This is a genomic window from Paenibacillus sp. ATY16, assembly GCF_003399985.2.
In the GTDB taxonomy this organism is placed as follows: Bacteria; Bacillota; Bacilli; order Paenibacillales; family Paenibacillaceae; genus Pristimantibacillus; species Pristimantibacillus glycanilyticus.
Genome location: NZ_NMOK02000024.1, coordinates 35,822 through 57,730 on the forward strand (window position 1 = coordinate 35,822; position 21,909 = coordinate 57,730).

Below are 21,909 nucleotides of genomic sequence, written 5' to 3' on the forward strand. Positions count from 1 at the left end.
ATCAAAGGGGAGATTTCGGTGAAAAAGGTTACGGCATTGCTGGTAGTTGCGTTAATGACGATTGTTATGCTTAGCGCCTGCGGGTCGAATAACTCGGACAATTCGAAGAACACGGGCAATACGGGCGGCAAAACCAGCACGAACAACGGCGGAACCAAAGCGAGCGGAGACAAAATTTACATCCCGATTATATCGAAGGGCTTCCAGCATCAATTCTGGCAGGCGGTAAAAGCCGGGGCGGAGAAAGCCGCCACGGAGTTCAACGTGGAGATCACCTTCGAAGGACCCGAGACCGAAGCGCAGGTCGACAAACAGATCGAGATGCTGCAGGCCGCTCTCGACAAGAAGCCTAGCGCGATTGGTTTTGCCGCTCTCGACAGCCAGGCTTCCGTTCCGCTCCTGCAAAAAGCGAAGGACGCAGGTATTCCGGTTATCGCCTTCGATTCCGGCGTAGACAGCGATATTCCGATTACTACCGCTTCCACCAATAACGTGGCCGCCGCTGCTCTCGCTGCCGACAAACTAGCGGAGTTAATCGGCGGAGAAGGAGAGATTGGCGTCATTGTGCATGACCAGACCTCCGTTACGGGCGTTGACCGCCGCGACGGCTTCGTGAACCGGATCAAAGAAAAATATCCGAATATTAAGATTGTCGACATTCAATACGGCGGCGGCGATCATCTGAAATCGACGGACCTGGCGAAAGCGATGATTCAAGCTCATCCGAATATTAAAGGCTTCTTCGGCGCGAACGAAGGCTCTGCGGTTGGCGTGATCAACGCCGTAACCGAGCTGAAGAAGGAAGGCCAAATTACCGTAATCGGCTTCGACTCGGGCAAAGCTCAAATCGACGCGATCAAGAGCGGCGTGATGGCCGGAGCCATTACGCAAAATCCGGTCGGCATCGGTTACGAGACGGTTAAGGCAGCCGTCGAAGCGATTCGCGGCGAGAAGGTAGAGTCCACCATCGATACGGGCTTCTATTACTACGATAAGTCCAATATCGACAGCGATGAAATCAAAGCGGTACTATATGAATAGGCAGTAAAATAGTGGAACACAATAGCAGTCGGGTGTCATATAAGATGACGCCGGCTGCTATTTTTTTGTCCGCGATTTTTGAAAAGACCTGAGGATTGTGTTACCCTAAAAAGAAAAGGTTGGAGGTCACGATGGCAAAAGAGCACAAAAAAATATCCGGTTTAGAGATTTTTAAAAGGGCCATTTTTATCACGATTGGTTCGGTATTAATGGGTGTTTCACTGGAATTATTCCTCGTACCAAATGATGTAATCGACGGTGGTATCACCGGTATCTCCATTATGGTATCCGAATTAACCCACTTGCCCCTTGGTCTATTCATCTTCATCCTGAACATTCCGTTCCTGTTCATCGGCTTCAAGCAGATCGGCAAAACGTTTGCCGTATCCACTCTCTACGGCATCGCCGTAATGTCGATTACCACGCAGCTGCTTCATCACGTACATGCCTTTACCGAAGAAAAACTGCTGGCCGTCCTGTTCGGCGGGATCATTCTAGGAGCGGGCGTTGGTCTGGTTATCCGGTTCGGCGGTTCCCTGGACGGCACGGAGATTCTTGCGATTCTGGCATCGAAAAAATTCGGCATGCCGGTCGGACAGATTATCATGATCGTCAACGTCTTTATCTTTATCCTCGCAGGATTTGTGTTTGAATGGAATTCCGCGATGTATTCGATGGTCACCTATTATCTCGCAACCAAGGTCATGGACATTGTTGTTGAAGGTATCGAGGAATCCAAATCCGTCACGATTATTTCCAGCGCGTACGAAGAAATCGCCGAGACGATTATGACGCGCCTGGGACGCAGCACGACTTATATCCAGGCACGCGGCGGTTACTCCAGGGAAGAAACGCAAATGGTTTATTGCGTAGTCAGCCGTCTGGAAGTGGCGAAGCTGAAAGCGATTGTGCATGACATTGATACGAGAGCGTTTATCGCGATTGAAAATGTTGCCGACGTACAAGGCGGCGGCTTTACGAAGAAAAGCATCCACTAAACTGGATTAAAGCTTGTTTAGCAGTGAAGTGAGCCGTTCCGGGTAATCGGTAATGATGCCTGCGACTCCCGCCTGGATCAGACGCTTCATCTCGACCGGTTCATTGACCGTAAACACGTTATAGATAACGCCATGCTGGGTGGCTTCCGCAACCCAGTCCGGCAGCACGGCAAAATGCGAGGCATGCAGGGCGGTAGCTCCAATCGACAAGGCGTATTTCCACGGACGGTATAAGCCTTCCATGTACAAGATGCCAGTCCGAATTTCCGGAGCCAGCCGCTTGCACTCGATAAGCGAATAATGATTAAAGCTGGAGAGGATCACCTGATTCTCCATGCCGTAAGCACGAACGGTTTCGATTACCTTTTGCTCCAATCCGGGGTAAGGTACGATGCCGTTTTTTAGTTCGATGTTGATGATCGTCCCGGTCCGCTTGGCGAGGTCCAGCAGCTGCTCCAGCGTCGGAATTCTTGCCTCCTTGAAATGCGGAGAGAACCAGCTCCCGGCGTCCAGCTGCAGCAGATCATCGGACAACGTATCCGCAACAAGGCTGTTCACGCCGGTTGTCCGCCTCAGCATTTCATCGTGGATGAGCACCAGCTTGCCGTCCTTGGTCATCTGCACATCGGTCTCGATTCCCGTTGCGCCAAGCTCAATCGCCTTCTCGAAGGCGATCATCGTGTTCTCCGGATAATTGCCGGAAGCTCCCCGGTGCGCATAATTCACAAGTGTAGTCATAACCGTTCTTCCACTCCCATCTTCATCATAAAATTGAATTGATTTTACTTTACTTCCGATTTGTTTGCGGCATATTAATCTTAATGATGTTTATGCTCAAATTGCCGATTGCATACCCCCTAGGGGTATGATATGATAAGACTATGCCATACCCCCTGGAGGTATTTAAAGATGATTGAACAAGAGAAGACCGAGCATTGCCATTCGACCGAACCGGAACAACAAGGTGCCGAGCGGAAGAGCCATCATTCCGATAAAATGAAATCCAATCTCGTATCGCGCCTGAACCGGATTGAAGGTCAGATCCGCGGCGTTAAGGCAATGATTGAGAAGGATACGTATTGCGATGATGTGCTGAACCAGATTGCCGCGGTGCAGTCTGCGTTGAACGGTGTTGGGAAGCTTCTGCTGGAAGGTCATCTGAAAAGCTGCGTGATCGAGCGCATTCAGGCGGGAGAAAGTGAAGTTATTGACGAGCTGCTCGTTACCGTAAATAAATTAATGAAATAAGATCGGGAGGGATTTGTGTTATGGCAAATGTTACGTTGAAGGTCGAAGGCATGTCTTGCGGACATTGCGTAAACGCGGTGGAGAAGGCCGTTACCGGAGCAGGCGCAAGCGGCTCCGTGGATTTGGCTGCGGGCAAAGTAACCGTCCAGTATGATGAGAAAAAGGTATCGCTTGATGCGATAAAGGAAGCGATTGAAGATCAAGGCTACGATGTCGTTTAACCGGCTATAAAGAGGCGCTGCCAACTCCGACGGAGTCAGGCAGCGCCTTTTTGCTAGTCTGGGATGAGCTGCGCTTACGTTGTACTTTATGCAGGTTAATGAGGCATCTTTGGTCGATGCAAGGTTCTACATTGCACGGAATGCAGCATATCGGTGCAAAACAGCCCACAATGGCTCCAATAGGGACAAATATCCTGCATTCTGTACAACATAACGCGCCCGTTTTACCTGATATAGGCGAATATCCTGCAGTTCGTACAACGTACGTTTTCTGGCATTTAAAAGCCCTGAAGGCCCTTATCCACGCGGGATTGAGGGCTTTTTGACCTCTCCCTGGGTGATTAGCTTATACCGGCTGTGGGTATATTGTTAGGGATAAATGGAAGGGGCGAATATCGCGCATGATGCATAAACGCAATCGGAAAAATCGAAATCGCACGTTACATATCGGACTAATGGCCGTTCTTTTGTCGGCTGCCTATACATCCAGCCAAACGGGCTGGGCCGCATCCGGTTCCGCCGCAGCAGCTGCTGCGTCCGCATACGGAGTAACCTTTAATCAAGCCGGCACGCGGCTAACGGGCGACACCGCCGCCGGTCATGAGCATCATCATGCTCATGAGGAAGGGCATAACCAGAGCGCTACCGTACAATGGAGCTTCTTGCCGCAGCAGCCTGAGGCCGGCAATAACGCAACTATTCAGCTTAACTTCAAGGATACGCACGGCCGTCCGGTTCAAAATTTCACTTTAAGCCATGAGAGGGAGATTCATCTCATTGCGGTCAGCAGCGATCTGAGCGAATTTCAGCATCTTCATCCGGTCGATGAAGGACAAGGGCAATTTACGGTCGATACCGTCTTTCCGAAAGGCGGAGCCTATCAGCTCTTCGCGGATTTTGTCCCCGCGGGAGGAACTCATCAGGTTGCTCAGGCAGAGGTGACGGTAGGCGGCAAAACAGCTGCCGCCGTTCCGCTTGTACCGGACAAGAAGCTTGTTGAGACGGCCCAAAATACCGTCGTATCGCTGCAAACCGGCGAGCTGCACGCGGGTAAGGAAACGCCGCTCGCTTTCTCCTTCAAGGATGAGGCAACAGGGGAACCGGCGGGAGATATGGAGCCTTACCTCGGCGCGGCCGGTCATGTGGTCATCGTCAGCTCTGATCTTAAGCATTATTTGCATGTTCATCCGAAGGAGGGGCAGACGGCGGGACCGGAAGCATTATTCGAGACGACCTTCCCTGCTCCGGGGCTTTACAAGGTATGGGGCCAGTTCCAGCGCCACGGCGATATATTTACCGCTTCCTATACGATTAAAGTCGTTGAATAAGCATAGCAGCCCTTGTCCTTGCGCAACCTAGGTCAATAATGGAAGCGAAGGGATGGTCTTGTGAACCATGAATGATAAGGTTATTTCGATTCTCGAAGGGAAAATCCGGCATATCGACAGCGAGGACGGGGAGATTTATTTGGTTGGCCCCATTAAGCTGCCGGTTAATCTGGATGATCAAACGGCTATATTTCATTGGTATTGCTGGCTGTTATGCAAGGAGGAAGTAGACAAGCTCGAGGATATTATAGATAAGCTGTCCGGCGCCAATCTTGCGGAGATGCAGCAGTCGAGCGTGCTTGTCTATGGGGATTTCGAGCATGCGGACGATGCTTTCATCCGGATGCACAGCATCTGCCATACGGGAGACATATTCGGCAGCAAGCGCTGCGACTGCGGTTACCAGCTGCATCAGTCGATGAAGATGATCGTGGCGCACGGGACGGGGGCGCTCTTTTACCTGGCGAATCATGAAGGGCGCGGTATCGGGCTGTTCAGCAAAGCGATGGCTTATTTGCTTCAGGAGCAGGGCTACGATACCGTAGAGGCGAACCTTAACCTCGGGTTTGTGGATGATGCGCGCAACTACGGCGATGCAATCCGGGTACTGCGCTCCTTACGGCCGAAGGATAAGCCGGTTACGCTCATTACGAACAACCCTCGCAAGCTGGATGCGCTGCGCAATGCCGGGCTTGACGTGGCAGACCGGATTCCGCTCTGGGGAGACGTGTCGGAGTATAACGAAAAATATTTGCAGACGAAGATCAACCGCTCGGGTCATCTCGTCAGCGGTTGTCCGGAGCAGTAGCGGCATTCCATATAATGAGTACGTCACATCTCCATAACTCCTGTGATATAATTCAAGAAAAAGCGCAGGAAGCGGTGAGGTCGCGTGACTTGGCAGACGAATCGGGACGGGGAAGTGCCTGAAGTCATTCATGAAATCATACTTGAAAGCTTTCGGCTTGCCTTTCAGCTGTTAGGCACGCATTGGCGCACCGTCGGAAAAGGCTGGTCCTACAAGGAGCATCAGCATCCGCTGCTGGAGCTCAATATCGTGCTTCAGGGGAGCCAGGCAACCGTGATCACCGGCAAGGAATACATCCAGCGGGCAGGGGATCTGCTGCTGATCCGGCCGGATGAGGTTCATCACAGCCGTAACGCTTCGGATGAAGCGATGACTTATTTTTCGATGCACCTGGATGTGGACGACCCGGATTTGTTTTGCTTGCTGAGCCGGATCGAGCAGCATTTGTTCCGGGCGGAATCGCCTACCATGCAGCAGCTGATGCCTCATATTGAAGAATTGATGGAGATCTGTTCGGGCGAGCCGGAAAGCGATATCGCTAGGCGGCTGGATATCCGGGTGAAGGTCATGCAGATCCTGCTGATTCTAACAATGGAAGCAAGAAGCCTGACGCAGCCCTATTCCGGAAGCGCCGGACGGCCCCAAGGCGAATCATCCGTTCCCTTATTGCGCCACCGCGAGCAGAGCTCCCTGGAGAAAAAGGTTCAGACCTTGTTCTCCGAGCCGTATATGCGCGATCTTCAGAGGGATGAGGCAACCCTGCCTTCCTTCCGCTGGGTGGGAGTGTTTACGTTTCAAATGGAGGACAAACCGTTCTGGCAATCGACCGACCGTTTCTGGATGAAGGAACAGCTGACTGAGGATATGAAGGAGCTTGGGACAGTCGTTGTTATCGATGATCCTCCTTTTATGAATGCAGCCGTTCTGACCTCGAGGCATGCGGTTCCGAATATGGAAGAGATCGTGCTCAAGAAAAAAAGAGAACTTGAAGAGCGGCTAGGCATTCCGATCAAGCTGGGCTTTGGCGGGATTACCGCGGCGGTGTCGGAGCTGCGTTCCTTGTACCTGAACAGTCTGCGGCAGCTGGGGCATACGGAGGAAACGGACGGGAAGCTGCTCCGTTACGAGTTCGTGAGCCGCATTATTCGTTCCGCGATGCAGATTATGGAGACCGAGTACGGTGACAAAGGGCTGTCTCTCGTCAGCCTGGCGAAGCGGCTTGGCGTGACGCCCAATTATTTAAGCAATCAGTTCAGCTCGCAGACCGGCGCTACTTTTACTCACCATCTGACGAGCATTCGGATACATGAGGCCATCCGGCTTATGAGAGAGACCAATTTGAAAATCTATCAGGTGGGCGAGCTGGTCGGTTATGCCGATCATACCTACTTCAGCCGTTTATTCAAATTGACGGTTGGGGTCAGCCCCGCGAAATACCGTTTGTCCGAGCAGTCATTTTAACCGATTCGGGCAAATGCCTCAGTACCCCGGGGAACCGGGGTTTTGCAATTTTGTTGCAAAATGAATCGTAAACGCTTACATTTTATCTTAAGATAATCCAATAAATCTTAACTTTTTAACATTGCTGATGGTGTAACCCTATGTGACACTGAGGGTAGGTATTGACGACGAAGATAAACGTCTGAAAGGTGGTGCTCGCATGTACAACGTACTTGTTGTAGATGATGAACCGTTTATGCTGGAGGGCTGGAGGACCATGGTCGATTGGGAATCGCATGGGTTCCGGCTTTGCTGGGCGGTTTCGGACGGCAGGGAAGCGCTTGAGGTTATGGAGCGGGAAGTGCCCGATCTTGTATTTACCGATCTGCAGATGCCGGTTATGGATGGGCTTGAGCTGATCCGGCAAATGAAGCAAAACCAAGGGCTGAAAGAGATAAAAACGGTGATTGTGAGCGGGTATTCGCGGTTTGACGCCGCGCAGTTTGCGATCCGTCATCAGATAGAGCAGTACCTGTTAAAGCCGCTTATCGAAGAAGAGATACATGAATTGCTCGATTCGCTTCGGTTAGACATGGACCAGCGGAACAGCATGGAGGCATCGGCGAGCGAATCGTTATCCATCGTATTTGCCAGAGCGCTGCAGGAGGAGAGCGAGGAGGCTCGGATAGCCTTGACCTCCCATCTGGGCTGCTTGCCGGAGGCAACGGGGAGACTGATTGTTTTGGACGCAAAGGCTGGAAAGCCCGGGCCGACTATGGAAGAAGTGGAAGCTGAATTGTCAGGGCTGCCGGCCGGCTTCGGATGCATGGAGGAGCCATCGGGTTCAATCGGGCTGCTGGTATGGTCCCCGCAGCAGGATGGACAGGAAGAGGGATTAGACGCGGGCATTAGGCGGATGGTAGAGAGGCTTTCCGGCCGGTGGCCTTCGTGTTCGATTTATGTTAGTGGGGAAACGCGGGGCTGGAGGCATCTGAGACAGCTGAATACGCAGCTTCAGGAGCTCCGAAGCAGAGGCTTGTACAAGGGACGGGCGGGTGTCTTTTGGTATGAGCACAGGGATGAACAGACGCATTGGCGGTGGGAGGATGCGGCAAGCCGGGCAGAGGCTTTATTAGCGGCGGTAGAACGTAACAATTTTTCCGCAATAGAACAGGCTGCCACCGCACTCGTTGAGTTTGTTGAAGGAACCCATAAACCGGCAAGCAGCTTGACGGCAACTCTCTCGTATCTGCAGGGCGGACTGCTTCGCGCTTATCATAAAGCCGGCGGGGATCCGGCCAATCCGCCTGAATGGATTCTGCCTCCATACGGCCTGCTGGGGAATGTGCGGGAACAGTTGTCGGCAGCGTGCCTGCAGGCAGCCGGGCAGATCGACGAGCTGAACAGCAAGAGGCCGGAAGGCCGGCTCCAGGAGGCCGTTGCCTTCGTAACCGATCATTACCGGGAGAAGCTGCAGCTGAAGGACCTTGCGGAGCTATTCCGCCTGAACCCGGTTTATATGGGCCAGCAGTTCAAGAGGGTAACCGGCTATTGCTTTAACGATTATATGCATCTTCTGAGGATTAAGGAAGCGAAGAAGCTGTTGCTTCGAACGGATCTGAAGGTGTCCACCATTGCGAACGAGCTTGGCTATCACAGCACGGAATACTTCGGCTCCGTCTTCAAGTCCCTGACGAAAGTATCGCCATCGGCTTATAAATCAAACCAAAAAGGGGATTGTCTTGAGTGAAGAACAGGCTGTTTTCGAATAAAATCAACGATATTCCCCTAAACCTGAAGTTTCTAATGATTTACTTGTTATGCATCCTCATTCCCATTATCGGCATCAACGTTTTTTTCTACCAGCAGAACTCGGACAATATCCGGATCCGCGAACAGGAGAACCTTCGCAAATCGATGGACCGGGCCGCGGCGGAGCTTCACAGCATGATTGACGAAAGCGTTGCGGTGAGTCATTCCATCGAAGGCGATGATTCCCTGAACGAGGTGCTCGACAAAACCTACGACAGCCCTGTCTCCTCTTACGAGAGCTATGACAGCGTTCTCCGCAATAAGCTGAAGCGTTACATGCCGGTGTACCCGAACATTTTGGAAATCCGGATTTATACGTATAACCATACCATTCAGACCGGTAACAATTATTATGTCATTAATGCCCCGGAAGAAAAAAGTCCTTGGCTGGGGCCTTTGCTAAGCCAGCCGGGTCATGCTTTTCGCGTCATTGCTTATTCCGAGGCGTCGGGAACTACGGGCCTGGCAAAGAAAATAAGCGTTATCAGCGACATGGATCAAGGCTTTAGCATTGTAAAGCCGCAATACCGCAAATTTCTAAGGATCGATTTGAACGTGGATAAAATCTACGATATTTTGAGCAGGGAAAGCGACAGCCTGCAGCTGGAGCTGGTAAACGATCAGAATCAGGTTGTGGCGGAATCGGGCGGACGCGGCAAGTCGGTTTATGATGCCGATATGTCGGATTGGGCAAAGGGAGACGTTTTTGTATCCAATCTGGGCACAGTCAGTTACGTGCAAGGATGGAAATTGGTTGGCAGGGCTAACAACGACCGGATTACGACTCTTCTGGATGAGGCGCGGCGTTCCATCCTGTGGCTTGCGGTCATAAGCACGCTTATTCCTTCGCTGTTAATATTCGTTATGCTCCGTTCTTACCATTATCGGATCAAGAAGTTGGCCCGGCATATGGACCGCGTGCGCAACGAGCGGTTTGATCAGGTCACTCTCCCGGAAGGAAAAGACGAGATTGGCGGACTTATTAACACCTACAATATGATGACCAGGAAAATCAATACGCTGATTAACGACGTCTACAAACTCGAGATTCATCAGAAAAGCCTGGAGGTCGAGCGGGTGCGAATGGAGATGAATATGCTTCAGAGCCAGATGAATCCGCATTTCCTGTTCAATACTTTAAATGCCCTTCTTGTTGTGGCGACGAAAAACGGTTACAAGGATGTGACCGAAATTATAAAAAGCCTATCGCTTCTTCTCCGGAGGCTGCTCCGGCGGGCAGACGATCTGGTACCGCTGAAGGAGGAGCTGCAGTTCACCTTGATGTACCTGCAGATTGAGAAATTCCGTTTCGGCGATCGGTTTGATTATGTTGTTGATATTGATCCGCTTGCGAATGACGTCCGGGTACCGATCATGAGCATTCAGCCGCTGGCGGAGAATGCCTGCAAGCACGGGCTGCAGGCGATTAAAGGCGGAGGAGCCGTCAGAATCGAGGCTCGCATGTCCGAACGGGGGTTAACGGTCTCCGTGGCCGATAACGGAATCGGCATGGAGCAGGAGGCACTGGACCGGATTCAGCAGGCGGTCCGTTCGGAGCATGCGATGGAAGGACATGTCGGTCTTCGCAACGTGTACCGCAGGCTGGAGCTTTTTTACCATGAAAGCGTACAGTTCCGGATGATGAACGGCCCGGAGGGCGGGCTGACCGTGAGTTATCAAATACCTCTTCACCAGCTTGAGAATAACCAGACAAAGCCGGGCGCGGCTTCGTAATTGGAAAGGGGGAGCAGTATGTACCGTGTTTTGCTCGTTGATGATGAGCCGTTTGCAATAGAGGGTCTTCAATTATTAATCGATTGGAAGAAGAATGGATTCGAGGTGGAATCGGTCTGCGGAGACGGCGAAGAAGCAGCCCGCCTGATCCGGGAATCCAAGCCCGATTTAGTCGTTACGGATATTCGCATGCCGATCATGGACGGACTGGAGCTTATTTCCCGGATGAGGCTGGAGGGCCATAAACAGACTAAATTCGTCGTTATGAGCGGCTACAGCGATTTCGAGTATGCAAGGCGCGCTTTGCAGCTGGGCGTCTCGCATTATTTGACCAAACCGATTATGAGCGATGAAGCCGATGAAGTGCTGGAATGTTTGAACAAAACATTGGAGGAAGAGAGCCGCAAACAGAAGGTTGTCCGCTATACGGAGCGCTGCGCGCAGAGACGCGCGTTAACCGCATTGCTTCGCGGCGAGGAACTTTCCGATGCTGACCAAACTTCCATTAAACGCATCTCCGCAGAGGCTGCCGGATGGGTATACATGCGTGTTGCAGTGGACGAATCGGAATTAGCATCCGCGGTGGAAGAGGTTGAGAAACTGCTTGAGAAGGGCCAAGTCGAAGGAGGAGCCGGAGGCTGCATATTGGATCAGGAGCTGACCTCTTTCGGGATGGCCTGTATACTTCGGGACGACAGCAAATCGGCTATGCAGGATGCGGCAGAGCTTCTTTACAAAGCGCTCCGGGGATCGGTTCGCGGAAGCCTCAGCATGGTAGTCGGCAGTCTGGTGAAGGAGCCGGAGCAGCTTGGCAGCTCTTACCGGCACGCCGAGGAAGCGGGTGCTTATCTCTTTTATGACCGTAGAGAGAGACCTCTCTACTATGACGAGATTAAGGAGCAGGGCTTTGCCTATGATTCGCATCTATGGGAGGCAGCCGAAAAAATCATTGAGGCCGTTGAAACCAATGATGAAGAGAGGATTGTAGAGCGCCTGCAGCAGATCTTTGATCATTTCGCCGATAAAAGAACGATGCCTTCCTTGATCTCCGCCTTTTCTACCCACATTATGGTGCAGTGCTCCGGCATTTACAAAGAGCTTGGCGGGGACGCGGACCAGATGCTGGAGAAGACCGGGTATCCGCTTGTTGGGGCGAATGAGCATTCTTTGATGAAGCTGCATGCGTTTTTGCTGAGCTTTTGCCTAATGTGCCGTGAAGAATTGTCATTGTGCCGAAGCCGGCAGCAGGGAGGAACTATTGCCAAGGTAGAGGAATATTTGCGCCAGCACTACTGCGAATCCGTTACGGTGAAGGAGATAGGGGAAATCTTTTATATGAATCCGGTTTACCTGGGGCAGGCTTTTACCAGAAAATACGGCGTCAGCATTCATGAATATATTCATCAACTGCGGATGAACGATGCGAAGAAACTGCTCCATAACCAGGATATTTCGGGGTCAGCACTGGCGGAGAGGCTTGGTTATTGCAGCTATCAACATTTCCTGAAGCAATTCGAGAAACGCTTCGGCATGAAGCTTGCCGAGTATAAAAAAACAATACCCCACCTTAAATCGTAGGGGTATAATGCTTAACTCTGATTATGATGTAAACGCATTCAAATGCTTCATAATGTAGAGGTAAGCACACAATCCGTAGGAGGAGAAGCAAATGGGGGTTAAAGCAAAAAAGCCATTGTTGACAACTATGGCAGTCGCGGTTGCCTTGAGTTTAACGGTTGCAGCGTGCAGTAATGGCAATAACGGTGGCAAAAATAGTAACAGCGATGCGTCCGCTGCGCCATCTGCATCTGCGAACGCAGGCAATTCGGGCACAAATGCAACGGATGAGGCATTGAAGCCAATCGAGATCTCCGCTTTTATCGGGGCTCCTGGCCAATCGCCAACACCGGACAACAAGCTGTTCAAAAAAATTAAAGAAGATCTGGGCATTACGTTTAAGACGGAATTCCTGGTAGGCGACCTTGAGCAAAAGCTTGGCGTTATGATTGCCGGCGGCGACTATCCTGATTTGATTACCGCGGACCCTAAGCTTGTATCGGCGGGTGCTGTTATTCCGCTTGAAGATCTTATTGAGCAGTATGCTCCGAAGCTGAAAGAGCATTACGCGAAATACTGGAACCGGATGAAGGATCCTTCCGACGGCCACATTTACTGGCTGCCTAACTACGGCGCGTATCAAGGCAATGTGAACGAAACGTTCTACAGCGGTCCAGCCTTCTGGATTCAAAAAGCCGTACTGAAGGAATTCGGTTATCCTAAACTCCAAACTCTTGATGATTATATGAAGCTGATCCGCGAATATCAGGCCAAATATCCTGAAATCGACGGTCAGAAAACAATCGGCTTTACGACACTCGCGTCCGACTGGCGGACATTCGGCCTGCTGAATGCGCCTGAGCATCTGACAGGACATCCAAACGACGGCGGCGTTGTTGTAGACAATGGCGTGGCAAGCGTTTTCGCGACGCAAGACATTTCGAAACGTTACTACAAAGAACTGAACGGCCTGTACAACGAAGGGCTGATGGATAAAGAAGCATTTACCCAAAACTATGACCAGTATTTGGCGAAGCTGACTCAAGGCAATGTCCTTGGTATGTTCGACCAGCACTGGAACTTCCAAACCGCGGAAGACTCTCTGAATACGCAAGGCAAGTCCGACCGCACTTATGTAGGCTTCCCGCTTGTTTATGACACAAGCATTAAGGACTACTACCGCGACCGCGCCGTTATCAACTTGAACAACGGCTTTGGTATTTCGGTAGACGCGAAGGATCCGAAACGCATTATTCAAGCGCTTGAACAGCTGATGGATGAGAAATACCAAAAGATGTTCACTTGGGGCGAAGAAGGCGTTGACTATCAAGTTGGCGCGGACGGCAAATACACCAGAACGCCTGAGCAACGCAAAAACTACGAGGATCCGGCTTGGAAGCTTGCCAACCTCGGAGACGGCATTTACGGATACCTGCCTAAGATTGAAGGTACTTTGAGCGACGGCAATGCAACATCGCCGGGCGGAGACCCTGTAGAATTCTATGACAGCTTGAAAGATGTCGACAAAGAAGTTCTGAATGCTTACGGCCACAAAACATGGACGGAATTCTTCTCGATGCCGCCGGATAACCCGGTTTACTACCCGGCTTGGCAGATCGACCTGATTGACGGCTCCGATGCTTCGATTGCCAACAAGAAAATGACGGATGCTTCGCTGAAATTCCTGCCTAGAGCGATTATGTCGAAACCTGATCAATTCGATAAAGTATGGCAGGATTACGTAGACGAGTATAAGAAAATCAACGTAAAAGCCTACGAGGACCGCATTAACGAACAAATTCAATGGCGTATTAAAAATTGGAGCACCAATTAATGTAAGGCAGCAGAAAGCGGAAGGGATGAAGCAGACTGCCTCAGCCCTTCCGCTTTATCTTTGGAGCGGAGGAAGGAAGAGAGATGGCGAAACCTGTAGATACTATAGCTGTTGAGGCTGCTATCCAGCCTAAGAAGACCCGCAAATCCAAGCGGTTCAAAAACCAGGGTCAGCTTATGTGGATGTCGCTGCCCGTACTCATTTATGTCATGCTCTTCTCGTATTACCCGATTTGGGGCTGGACAATGGCTTTCCAGAATTACAAGCCGGCAAAATCTTTTGGCGAGCAAGAGTGGGTTGGCTTAAAGCAGTTTAAATTCTTGTTTACCGATGACAGTTTCTTGCGCGTTTTGCGTAATACGATTGGCATGAGTGCCATTAACATGGTATTAGGCTTCGTAACGGCCATTGTTTTCGCGATTCTGTTAAACGAAGTGAAGAACAAGCTGTTTAAGCGTTCGATTCAGACGATTTCGTATTTGCCGCATTTTCTATCGTGGATTATCGTAACTGGAATTGTTGCAACTTCGCTGTCCGTGGATGGCGGTATCGTCAATGAAGTATTGATGAAGCTTGGGATTATTCACGAGCCTATCATGTGGCTTAGTGAGCCTAAATATTTCTGGGGCATTGTTGGCGCATCGCATGTATGGAAAGAAGTCGGTTGGAATGCAATCATCTATCTGGCGGCGATTACCTCGATTGATCCATCCCTGTATGAGGCGGCGGAGATTGACGGGGCTAACCGTTACCATAAGATGTGGTATATAACGCTGCCAGGCATCAAGTCCATCGTTATTATTTTGCTCATCATGAACCTGGGCTGGATTCTGGAAGCTGGCTTTGAAGTGCAATATTTGCTTGGCAATGGCGTTGTAGTCGATTGGTCGGAGACCATAGATATATTCGTACTGAAATACGGACTCAAGCAGGGCAACTATTCGCTTGCAACCGCAGCAGGTATATTCAAGACGGTTGTCAGCATCACGCTTATCTACGCCGCCAATACGATAGCGAAGCGATTCGGCGAAGAAAGGCTTATTTGATAAGGAGGGGATTACAATGAGAAAAAGAACACTTCAGCTTGAGCCGGCGATTTTTGGTACAGTCAATGCCATCATCATGATATTGCTGGCCGTAGTTACGCTCTACCCCTTCTTGAATACGCTAGCCGTATCCTTTAATGCGGGGCTTGATACGATTCGGGGCGGTATTTACGTCTGGCCGCGGGAATGGACGCTTCAGAACTATAAGGCGGTATTTGTTACAGGCACCGTATTTAATGCCTTCTTTATCTCGATCGCGCGTACCGTACTGGCAACCGTGCTCAGCTTGTTCCTTACGACGATGCTGGCCTATACGGTAAGCCGGAAGGAATATGCTTTCCGTAAGCCAATAACGATTATTATCGTAATGACGATGTACTTTAACGCGGGTCTGATTCCGTATTACTTCTTGGTTAAGGACCTTCACCTTCTCAATAACTTCCTGGTGTACATCGTTCCTGGCCTGGTTAGCGCTTTTAACATGATCGTCATCCGCACGTATATCGGTACGTTGTCGGAGAGCCTGATCGAGTCGGCAAAAGTAGACGGTGCTGGCGACTTCCGCATCTTCCTGCAGGTCATTCTGCCGCTCTGCCAGCCGGTACTCGCAACGGTAGCCTTGTTCGTGGCGGTAGGACAGTGGAACTCTTGGTTCGATACGTTCCTGTTCACCTCTTCCAAGCAGGAGCTCAGCACGCTTCAGTATGAGCTGATGAAGCTTCTCTCGTCGGCGATGAACTCCAACAGTAATCCGGCGCTGCAAAACGGCGGCGATGCCAGCGCGGCAAAAGCAATGGTTACGCCTCTGTCGATCCGCGCTGCCATTACAATCGTCGCATCCTTGCCGATTCTCGTTGTGTATCCGTTCCTGCAGAAATACTTCGTTGTCGGCATGCAGCTCGGCGGCGTAAAAGAATAACCGTACGACAAAAAGACCATCCTAAGGGGCAATGCCCTAATGGATGGTCTTTTTTGTCGTGGTTAAAAAGCGACTGCGCATTGAGCGCTATTTTAGGTAAAAGAGGCGAACTGCGCATTCGAATGTTCTTCCGATCGCCATTGCTCGAGGATTCCTTGAATCAACGGGTAAAGTTGGAATCCTTGAGCAAAAGCGAACGTTACACTTCTCCAGAATCATTCGAATTGCTCCGTCTGCCTTTTAACCACTTGTATTAATTAAAGGGTTAGCTCAGTTACAAGCTTACTGAGCATTATGTAAATTCGGCAGTCAGGGTAAGCTGACTGCCGAAACGGTCCCCAAAAAAGAAAAGGTGAGGGAGCGCAGCGGAAATAACGTACTGGAGAAGTGAAACGTTCGCCTTTGCCCCAGAATTTCATCCGCAATAAGCGGATTACATTCGAAGAAATTCGGGGGCAACAGCGATCGGAAGGACGTTATTTCCGCGCAGCGGCTGCCCATCTTACATCTCTCTAATCTAAGCTGCCACTAAGCGCAGCTACCTCACCTTAGTAAATCTCTACATCATTAGGATTAGTCCGTCCAACTTCCTTGCTCAATTCATCGAAGGATTTCACTTTGCCATGCGTTGGATGCTGCGTATGCTTACGCTGCTTCCAAGCGTTTTCGCGGCGGTTTTTTGGCGATGTCATGGTCATTCCCTCCCTTCCTAAGCAATAGGTTGGCGCTTTGGGCACCGAATCATGCAGAAGAGAACGCTCATCATAATTTAGGCGAAATAGGTAATCATAACCTGTATTAATGAACGGTGGTGACAACAGTGCCGACGAAAACCAAGGCCAGAAGCTTACCCGAAGGGAAATTGGATCATTACGCGATTAACAAGTTCCAGGATGTGCCCATCCGGCCCACTCTAGAAGCGAACGGCAAAATAATGGAGGAGCTCTTTAAAGACAGCTCGGATATCGTGATGCGCGAATTCGAAATCGAGAATGGTCCCAAGGCTCTGCTCTGCTATGTGGACGGGATGGTTACGACCAGTGCCGTGGATGCGGCAATGAAGGCGCTTATGATCCTTGAGGGCGGCGAGTTTACCATTGACTTGATAACCGAGCATACGCTTCCGGTTGCCCAAGCCTCCAAGATACAATTCTACAAAGAGCTGCTTACCAACCTGTTGTCGGGCGACAGCGTTCTGTTCGTTGACGGGCAAGATACTGCGGTCTGCCTAGGCCTCAGAGGCGGCATCCGACGCAGCGTAGCCGAGCCGGAGACGGAAACCGTGGTTCGTGGTCCGCGCGAAGGCTTTAACGAGCATCTCCGTACGAATACGTCGCTTGTGCGAAGCAAGATCAAGTCGCCGCGGCTCAAAATGAAGTCCTTCGTGATCGGAACCGAGACGAATACGAACATCATCCTTACCTATATGGCCGGAATCGTTAACCCCAAGCTGCTGCAAGAAGTGGAAGACCGCTTAAGCCGGATTCATATCGACGGCGTATTGGAGAGCGGTTATATCGAGGAGTTTATCCAGGATCAAGGCTTCTCTCCGTTCCCTCAAGTGCAAACGACGGAACGTCCGGACACGGTGGCGGCATCGCTTCTGGAAGGCCGGGTTGCCATCCTTGTAGACGGCACGCCGTTTGCCTTGATCGCTCCGTTTGGCTTCTGGCAGTGGCTGCAGGCAAGCGAGGATTATTATGAGCGGTTTATGGTAGGCACTTTATTGCGGTGGCTGAGATTATTCAGTTTGTTTGTCGCCTTGTTTTCCCCGGCATTGTATATCGCGGTTTCTACCTATCATCCGGAGATGATTCCGACCAACCTGCTGCTAAGTATCGCGGCCTCGCGCGAAGCGATTCCTTTCCCCGCCGTCGTGGAAGCGTTAATTATGGAGATCGCCTTCGAGGCGCTTCGCGAAGCGGGCGTACGGCTGCCCCGGATTGTCGGTCAGGCCGTCAGTATCCTGGGAGCGCTTGTGGTTGGCCAGGCGGCGGTTCAGGCCGGTATCGTGTCTGCCGCAATGGTTATCGTCGTCTCGATGACAGGTATCGCTTCCTTTACTTTGCCCCGTTACAATGCGGCGATCGCCATCCGGATGCTCCGTTTTCCAATCATGCTGCTCGCTTCGGTCTTTGGCTTGCTTGGGATCATGATCGCGGCTATGGTTGTTGTTGGTCACTTGGCGAAGCTGACGACGTTTGGCATTCCTTATCTCGCCCCGGTTACACCGGTTGATCTAAGCGATATGAAGGATGTCATGGTTCGCGCGCCTTGGTGGAAGATGCGGAGGCGTCCGAAATATTTGACTCCCGACAATCTAGAGCGTCAGCGTCCGCAGCCCGAATAAGCAGGAGAGGAGTATCCTATATCCGTATGAAAATAATCCGAATATGGCGTGTGGTTTCCATCAGCGTATGTGTAGGCATGCTCCTCACGCTGACGGGATGTTGGGACCGGCGTGAAATCAACGACGTCGCTTTTGTACTGGCAAGCGCCATCGATAAAGAAGACGATAGCTTCAGGGTTAGCGTTCTTATACCTCTCCCAGGCAATATGGGAAGCATGGGCGGCGGAGGCGGCTCCGGCGGGCAAAAGCCGTTCGCCATCAAGACCGAAACCGGCAAAACGGTTCGCGAAGCGGTCTCGAAGCTCCAGTTCCGCCTGCCAAGACATCTGTTTTTCGGTCATCGGCGCGTCATTATTATTGGTGAAGACCTGGCAAGGACCGAAGGGGTAAAAACGGTTATCGATGCCTTGACCCGTACGCCGGAAAATCGGCTAACCGCCTTTATAGCCATAACAAAAGGCAAAGCGGTGGATGTGCTGAACGCCGATACGCGCCTTGAACGCTTCTCCGCGGAATCGATGAGGGAGCTTCTTCAATCCGAGGCAAGCGTACGGATTTCCGTGAAAGACATTATCAGCAAAATTATCGCGGTTGGCGAGGATGCCTTTTTCCCTTATATAGAGAAAGTAAAGACAAATGTGAAAGGCTCCGAGGCGGAGGATGTTCTCATTGAAGGCTTTGCATTGACTAATGACGGTAAAATGACTGGGGTTGCCAAAGGAAGCACGGCAATTGGCGTCCGGTTGCTCAACCAACAATTCCGTAAATACGATGAAACCTTTAGTGATCAAGGCAATTACCTTACCGTATCCATCAATGAGGCTAAGATCTCTATTAAACCGATCATTCAGAATGACAATATCACCTTTCGTATTCATTCGAAAGTGAAAGTCAGCGTTAACGAAGACAGGAACCTGAACAGAAACTATGACGATTACGAGCAGCGCAAGCAGATCGAGCAACTGGTGTCCAAGCGGGTTGTGGAAGACATCAAGCTCGCGCTGGATAGCATGCAGCATGCCAATTGCGATGCCATCGGATTTGGACTTCACGTATACCGTGCATACCCTCAAATATGGACCAAGCAATACCGTAATGATTGGGATGCGATTTTCCCGAAAGTGAAATTCGAAGTTTCCGCAACGGCGAACTTGTACAGGTTCGGGATGACCAGCGAGAATCTGGGAAGGAAGGATCAATAGATGGATTTAGGGTTTATCGTTTTTGTGATCTTTCTAGTGATTGGCACGGCGATGGTGAAATGGAAAAACATGAAAAACGGATCAAGCAAGGCGATGTTTTTCACAGTGGTGGGTGTCATCGCCCTGTTAATCGTTTTTTGCGTCAACCACAAAATATACTCCATTATGAACATAACCTTCATGCGGGCAATGGTCATGGGCATTTACGTTCTGATGAGAGGGCAGGGGGTCTAGCATGCAGGACCGGATGAAAGTTACGACCATGCAAATGTCTATGCTGGTTGGATCATTGCTGATTGCTTCAAATATGAACACGATGCCGACGGCTATTACGATGGCTTCCAATCAAGATGCTTGGTACGCTTATTTATTTCCGATTCCGTACGGTATCTTTATGGCGTATTTGCTGTGGAGGCTGATGCGCTTCAACCCGGAAAAAAATATGTACGAAATGATGCAGTATTCCTGCGGCAAATGGCTTGGGGGGCTGCTGAACGGGATATTAATTGCTTATCTGATGCTCGATTTAATTAGCCAGCTGCGCATATACAGCGACTTTTTCAGCTCTTCCATTCTGCTGCGCACGCCGCAGATTTACATTTTGCTCATGACAATGCTTCTATTGGCTTATTATGCTGGGGGGTCCATGGAGCATTTGTTTCGGACGAACGTTGTGTTCATCACATTGTTTCTCTCCCTCTTTGCGTTTACGCCGCTGCTGCTGTTGAACGAGATTGATATGCAGAAGCTGAAGCCGTTTCTAAGCGGCGGCATTGCCCAGCCTTTAAAAGGGGGAGTGCTCGCCTTGGGCTCCTTCACGGATTTGATCATATTCGGATCCTTCCTGCATCATGTGAGGAAGCCTCGCGATATCTACATAGCGATGAAAATGGGCGTCATTTACTCCTCTATGATGTTAACGATCTGGCTGTTTTGCGTCGTTAGCGTCGTAAGCCCGATTCTTTCCTCAAGGGTTCTCTATATCGGCTGGATTCTGGTGCAGCAGATTCACATTACCGATTTCCTGGACAGAATCGACCTGTTCCTTATATCGCTATACGTGCCGGTGCTGCTGATCAAATACGCTGCGCTCTACATAGCCATCCTGACGGGAATTGCGTCCTATACGAAGAAAAAGAAATTCGATTTTATCAATTTGCCAATGGGGATCGTCATTACGATACTGGCGGCCATTTCATTCGATAATACGGATGAAGTTTCGTTATTTTACGCTTTTGGCATGCTGCCGTTATCGTTTGGCGTACAGATCCTGTTCCTTGGAAGCTTGTTTATTGGACTTGCCGTCCGGAAGAAAAAGAGTATGCCGCCCGATTTGAAAATATCCGGTTACGGAATAGGGGTATGGCTGACGCTGGCCGGCGCGATCGTCTCTGTGCTTGCGGGTACGATGGTCGGCAATATGCGGGGGATTTATGGCGATACGGGAGCCACCTTGTTTATCTGCTTCCTTGTGTTATGCGTCTTTCTGAGCTTCAAGGAGTACAGCAAAGGATTTGCATCAAGAGGGAAAAACAGCTAGAAATGGATAACGGCACCCATAAGCGGGTGCCGTTGGCTTGTGTACCTTATATTTAACCTCGGCGGTTTGTACTTCATGCAGCATCATGCTGACCGCGTGGTTCATATCCCTTGTTAATTGCAACAAGATTTGTGTGAGATGTTCATCTTGCGCATACTCTGGGTTGCTTTGCGTAACGGGCAAAGCAGCTTGTAAGCATACTTTAAAACAACGAAAGCCCTGCCTCTCTTCCGTCCTTGCGGCTCCTAGACCGCGCCAGTGTGAATCAAAGTTCTTACTGTTCGTAAGGATTGGAATTAACAGAAAAAGAAAAATCGAAATTCGAGGAAATCATGAATTTTTCTGTTTTTGGAGGGATATACAGGGGTTAAATATAACACAACTTTTATAGTATACAATCACTCGCCAGAAAAAGTCAAGTAAAAGTAAGAAAATGTTAGGTCCATTTGGCTGCCCACAGCTTCATTTGCTTCAAAATCGCATGCAGGTCTTCGCCTTTTGGCGTAAGCGTATATTCAACCGTCACGGGTACGGTAGGGAATACCTGCCGTTCAAGCACGCCTTTTTCCTCCAGGTGGCGAAGCGTACTGGTCAATGCCCGCGGACTAACCGCCGGAATCAGACGTTGAAGTTCACCGAATCTTTTTGTACCGCAGAATAACTCTCTGATCACAAGAAATGCCCATTTGCCGCCTATAACGTCCAGCGTTTTCTCGATATTGCATTCAATCGTTTCTGGTTCCTTCGGAATGTAATTATTCGCATTCATGACCATTAAAGCTCCTTTCTTTCTTAACGAGCCAAAGTTACCTTCAGTATAGTATATATAAT

At 50.4% G+C, this 21,909-nt stretch carries 20 protein-coding genes; 17 read left to right on the plus strand and 3 right to left on the minus strand.

Annotation, left to right across the window (positions count from 1 at the left end):
- The first annotated feature begins 18 nt into the window (after positions 1–18).
- Positions 19–1,041 carry a substrate-binding domain-containing protein gene (locus CFI03_RS15315; RefSeq protein WP_481857688.1) on the plus strand — a complete coding sequence of 341 codons (1,023 nt, stop codon included), beginning with the start codon at positions 19–21 and terminating at the stop codon, positions 1,039–1,041.
- 131 nt (positions 1,042–1,172) lie between these two features.
- Positions 1,173–2,039 (plus strand): YitT family protein, encoded by an 867-nt coding sequence (locus CFI03_RS15320; protein ID WP_127495382.1) that lies wholly within the window; start codon positions 1,173–1,175, stop codon positions 2,037–2,039.
- A gap of 6 nt (positions 2,040–2,045) precedes the next feature.
- Here CFI03_RS15320 and CFI03_RS15325 read toward each other — a convergent pair whose 3' ends face one another.
- Complete coding sequence (locus CFI03_RS15325; RefSeq protein WP_248757873.1) at positions 2,046–2,777, minus strand: glycerophosphodiester phosphodiesterase; 732 nt, start codon at positions 2,775–2,777, stop codon at positions 2,046–2,048.
- A gap of 171 nt (positions 2,778–2,948) precedes the next feature.
- On the opposite strand from CFI03_RS15325, the gene CFI03_RS15330 reads away from it, so the two are divergent.
- From CFI03_RS15330 to CFI03_RS15380, 11 genes are all read left to right on the plus strand, one after another.
- On the plus strand, positions 2,949–3,287 hold the full coding sequence (locus CFI03_RS15330) for a metal-sensitive transcriptional regulator (protein WP_127495380.1): 339 nt from the start codon (positions 2,949–2,951) through the stop codon (positions 3,285–3,287).
- Positions 3,288–3,307: 20 nt separating this feature from the next.
- The gene (locus CFI03_RS15335; RefSeq protein WP_248757874.1) at positions 3,308–3,508 is read left to right on the plus strand and encodes a copper ion binding protein; all 201 of its coding nucleotides are present in this window, start codon (positions 3,308–3,310) and stop codon (positions 3,506–3,508) included.
- Between the two features lie 401 nt (positions 3,509–3,909).
- Positions 3,910–4,836, plus strand: coding sequence for a hypothetical protein (locus tag CFI03_RS15340; RefSeq protein WP_248757875.1), 927 nt, complete (start codon positions 3,910–3,912; stop codon positions 4,834–4,836).
- A gap of 67 nt (positions 4,837–4,903) precedes the next feature.
- Complete coding sequence (locus CFI03_RS15345; RefSeq protein WP_127495377.1) at positions 4,904–5,644, plus strand: GTP cyclohydrolase II; 741 nt, start codon at positions 4,904–4,906, stop codon at positions 5,642–5,644.
- Between the two features lie 84 nt (positions 5,645–5,728).
- Entirely contained in the window at positions 5,729–7,105 is a 1,377-nt protein-coding gene (locus CFI03_RS15350) for an AraC family transcriptional regulator (RefSeq protein WP_248757876.1), read from the plus strand.
- Positions 7,106–7,304: 199 nt separating this feature from the next.
- A complete protein-coding gene (locus CFI03_RS15355; RefSeq protein WP_248757877.1) occupies positions 7,305–8,834 on the plus strand; it encodes a response regulator in 1,530 nt (509 codons plus the stop codon).
- A complete protein-coding gene (locus CFI03_RS15360) occupies positions 8,831–10,630 on the plus strand; it encodes a sensor histidine kinase (protein ID WP_248757878.1) in 1,800 nt (599 codons plus the stop codon). The genes CFI03_RS15355 and CFI03_RS15360 overlap by 4 nt, the downstream gene beginning before the upstream one ends.
- Before the next feature lie 18 nt (positions 10,631–10,648).
- Positions 10,649–12,208, plus strand: a complete 1,560-nt coding sequence (locus CFI03_RS15365) for a response regulator transcription factor (RefSeq protein ID WP_248757879.1) — start codon at positions 10,649–10,651, stop codon at positions 12,206–12,208.
- 91 nt (positions 12,209–12,299) lie between these two features.
- Entirely contained in the window at positions 12,300–14,021 is a 1,722-nt protein-coding gene (locus CFI03_RS15370) for an ABC transporter substrate-binding protein (protein ID WP_248757880.1), read from the plus strand.
- An 83-nt stretch (positions 14,022–14,104) separates the two neighbouring features.
- On the plus strand, positions 14,105–15,067 hold the full coding sequence (locus tag CFI03_RS15375) for an ABC transporter permease (protein ID WP_127495371.1): 963 nt from the start codon (positions 14,105–14,107) through the stop codon (positions 15,065–15,067).
- A gap of 16 nt (positions 15,068–15,083) precedes the next feature.
- Complete coding sequence (locus CFI03_RS15380) at positions 15,084–15,986, plus strand: carbohydrate ABC transporter permease (RefSeq protein WP_127495370.1); 903 nt, start codon at positions 15,084–15,086, stop codon at positions 15,984–15,986.
- Positions 15,987–16,534: 548 nt separating this feature from the next.
- Here CFI03_RS15380 and CFI03_RS15385 read toward each other — a convergent pair.
- Complete coding sequence (locus CFI03_RS15385; RefSeq protein ID WP_164775478.1) at positions 16,535–16,678, minus strand: DUF6254 family protein; 144 nt, start codon at positions 16,676–16,678, stop codon at positions 16,535–16,537.
- A gap of 128 nt (positions 16,679–16,806) precedes the next feature.
- Between CFI03_RS15385 and CFI03_RS15390 the strand changes: the two genes are divergently transcribed.
- Genes CFI03_RS15390 through CFI03_RS15405 form a run of 4 tightly spaced genes read left to right on the plus strand, consistent with a single transcriptional unit; the run spans position 16,807 to position 21,078 of the window.
- Positions 16,807–18,336: a spore germination protein gene (locus CFI03_RS15390; protein ID WP_248757881.1), complete on the plus strand. Its 1,530-nt coding sequence runs from the start codon at positions 16,807–16,809 to the stop codon at positions 18,334–18,336.
- 26 nt (positions 18,337–18,362) lie between these two features.
- Positions 18,363–19,538: a Ger(x)C family spore germination protein gene (locus CFI03_RS15395; RefSeq protein ID WP_248757882.1), complete on the plus strand. Its 1,176-nt coding sequence runs from the start codon at positions 18,363–18,365 to the stop codon at positions 19,536–19,538.
- On the plus strand, positions 19,539–19,772 hold the full coding sequence (locus CFI03_RS15400) for a hypothetical protein (protein ID WP_248757883.1): 234 nt from the start codon (positions 19,539–19,541) through the stop codon (positions 19,770–19,772).
- Between the two features lies 1 nt (position 19,773).
- Positions 19,774–21,078, plus strand: a complete 1,305-nt coding sequence (locus CFI03_RS15405) for a GerAB/ArcD/ProY family transporter (protein ID WP_248757884.1) — start codon at positions 19,774–19,776, stop codon at positions 21,076–21,078.
- 436 nt (positions 21,079–21,514) lie between these two features.
- Here CFI03_RS15405 and CFI03_RS15410 read toward each other — a convergent pair whose 3' ends face one another.
- Positions 21,515–21,853, minus strand: coding sequence for a winged helix-turn-helix transcriptional regulator (locus CFI03_RS15410; RefSeq protein WP_248757885.1), 339 nt, complete (start codon positions 21,851–21,853; stop codon positions 21,515–21,517).
- Between the last annotated feature and the right edge of the window lie 56 nt (positions 21,854–21,909).

Bases quoted from the DNA above. Each gene is read 5' to 3' on its own strand.
- CFI03_RS15320 (WP_127495382.1), top strand. From the start codon at position 1,173: ATGGCAAAAGAGCACAAAAAAATATCCGGTTTAGAGATTTTTAAAAGG.
- CFI03_RS15325 (WP_248757873.1), bottom strand. From the start codon at position 2,777: ATGACTACACTTGTGAATTATGCGCACCGGGGAGCTTCCGGCAATTAT.
- CFI03_RS15330 (WP_127495380.1), top strand. From the start codon at position 2,949: ATGATTGAACAAGAGAAGACCGAGCATTGCCATTCGACCGAACCGGAA.
- CFI03_RS15335 (WP_248757874.1), top strand. From the start codon at position 3,308: ATGGCAAATGTTACGTTGAAGGTCGAAGGCATGTCTTGCGGACATTGC.
- CFI03_RS15340 (WP_248757875.1), top strand. From the start codon at position 3,910: ATGATGCATAAACGCAATCGGAAAAATCGAAATCGCACGTTACATATC.
- CFI03_RS15345 (WP_127495377.1), top strand. From the start codon at position 4,904: ATGAATGATAAGGTTATTTCGATTCTCGAAGGGAAAATCCGGCATATC.
- CFI03_RS15355 (WP_248757877.1), top strand. From the start codon at position 7,305: ATGTACAACGTACTTGTTGTAGATGATGAACCGTTTATGCTGGAGGGC.
- CFI03_RS15365 (WP_248757879.1), top strand. From the start codon at position 10,649: ATGTACCGTGTTTTGCTCGTTGATGATGAGCCGTTTGCAATAGAGGGT.
- CFI03_RS15370 (WP_248757880.1), top strand. From the start codon at position 12,300: ATGGGGGTTAAAGCAAAAAAGCCATTGTTGACAACTATGGCAGTCGCG.
- CFI03_RS15375 (WP_127495371.1), top strand. From the start codon at position 14,105: ATGGCGAAACCTGTAGATACTATAGCTGTTGAGGCTGCTATCCAGCCT.
- CFI03_RS15380 (WP_127495370.1), top strand. From the start codon at position 15,084: ATGAGAAAAAGAACACTTCAGCTTGAGCCGGCGATTTTTGGTACAGTC.
- CFI03_RS15385 (WP_164775478.1), bottom strand. From the start codon at position 16,678: ATGACATCGCCAAAAAACCGCCGCGAAAACGCTTGGAAGCAGCGTAAG.
- CFI03_RS15395 (WP_248757882.1), top strand. From the start codon at position 18,363: ATGAAAATAATCCGAATATGGCGTGTGGTTTCCATCAGCGTATGTGTA.
- CFI03_RS15400 (WP_248757883.1), top strand. From the start codon at position 19,539: ATGGATTTAGGGTTTATCGTTTTTGTGATCTTTCTAGTGATTGGCACG.
- CFI03_RS15405 (WP_248757884.1), top strand. From the start codon at position 19,774: ATGCAGGACCGGATGAAAGTTACGACCATGCAAATGTCTATGCTGGTT.
- CFI03_RS15410 (WP_248757885.1), bottom strand. From the start codon at position 21,853: ATGGTCATGAATGCGAATAATTACATTCCGAAGGAACCAGAAACGATT.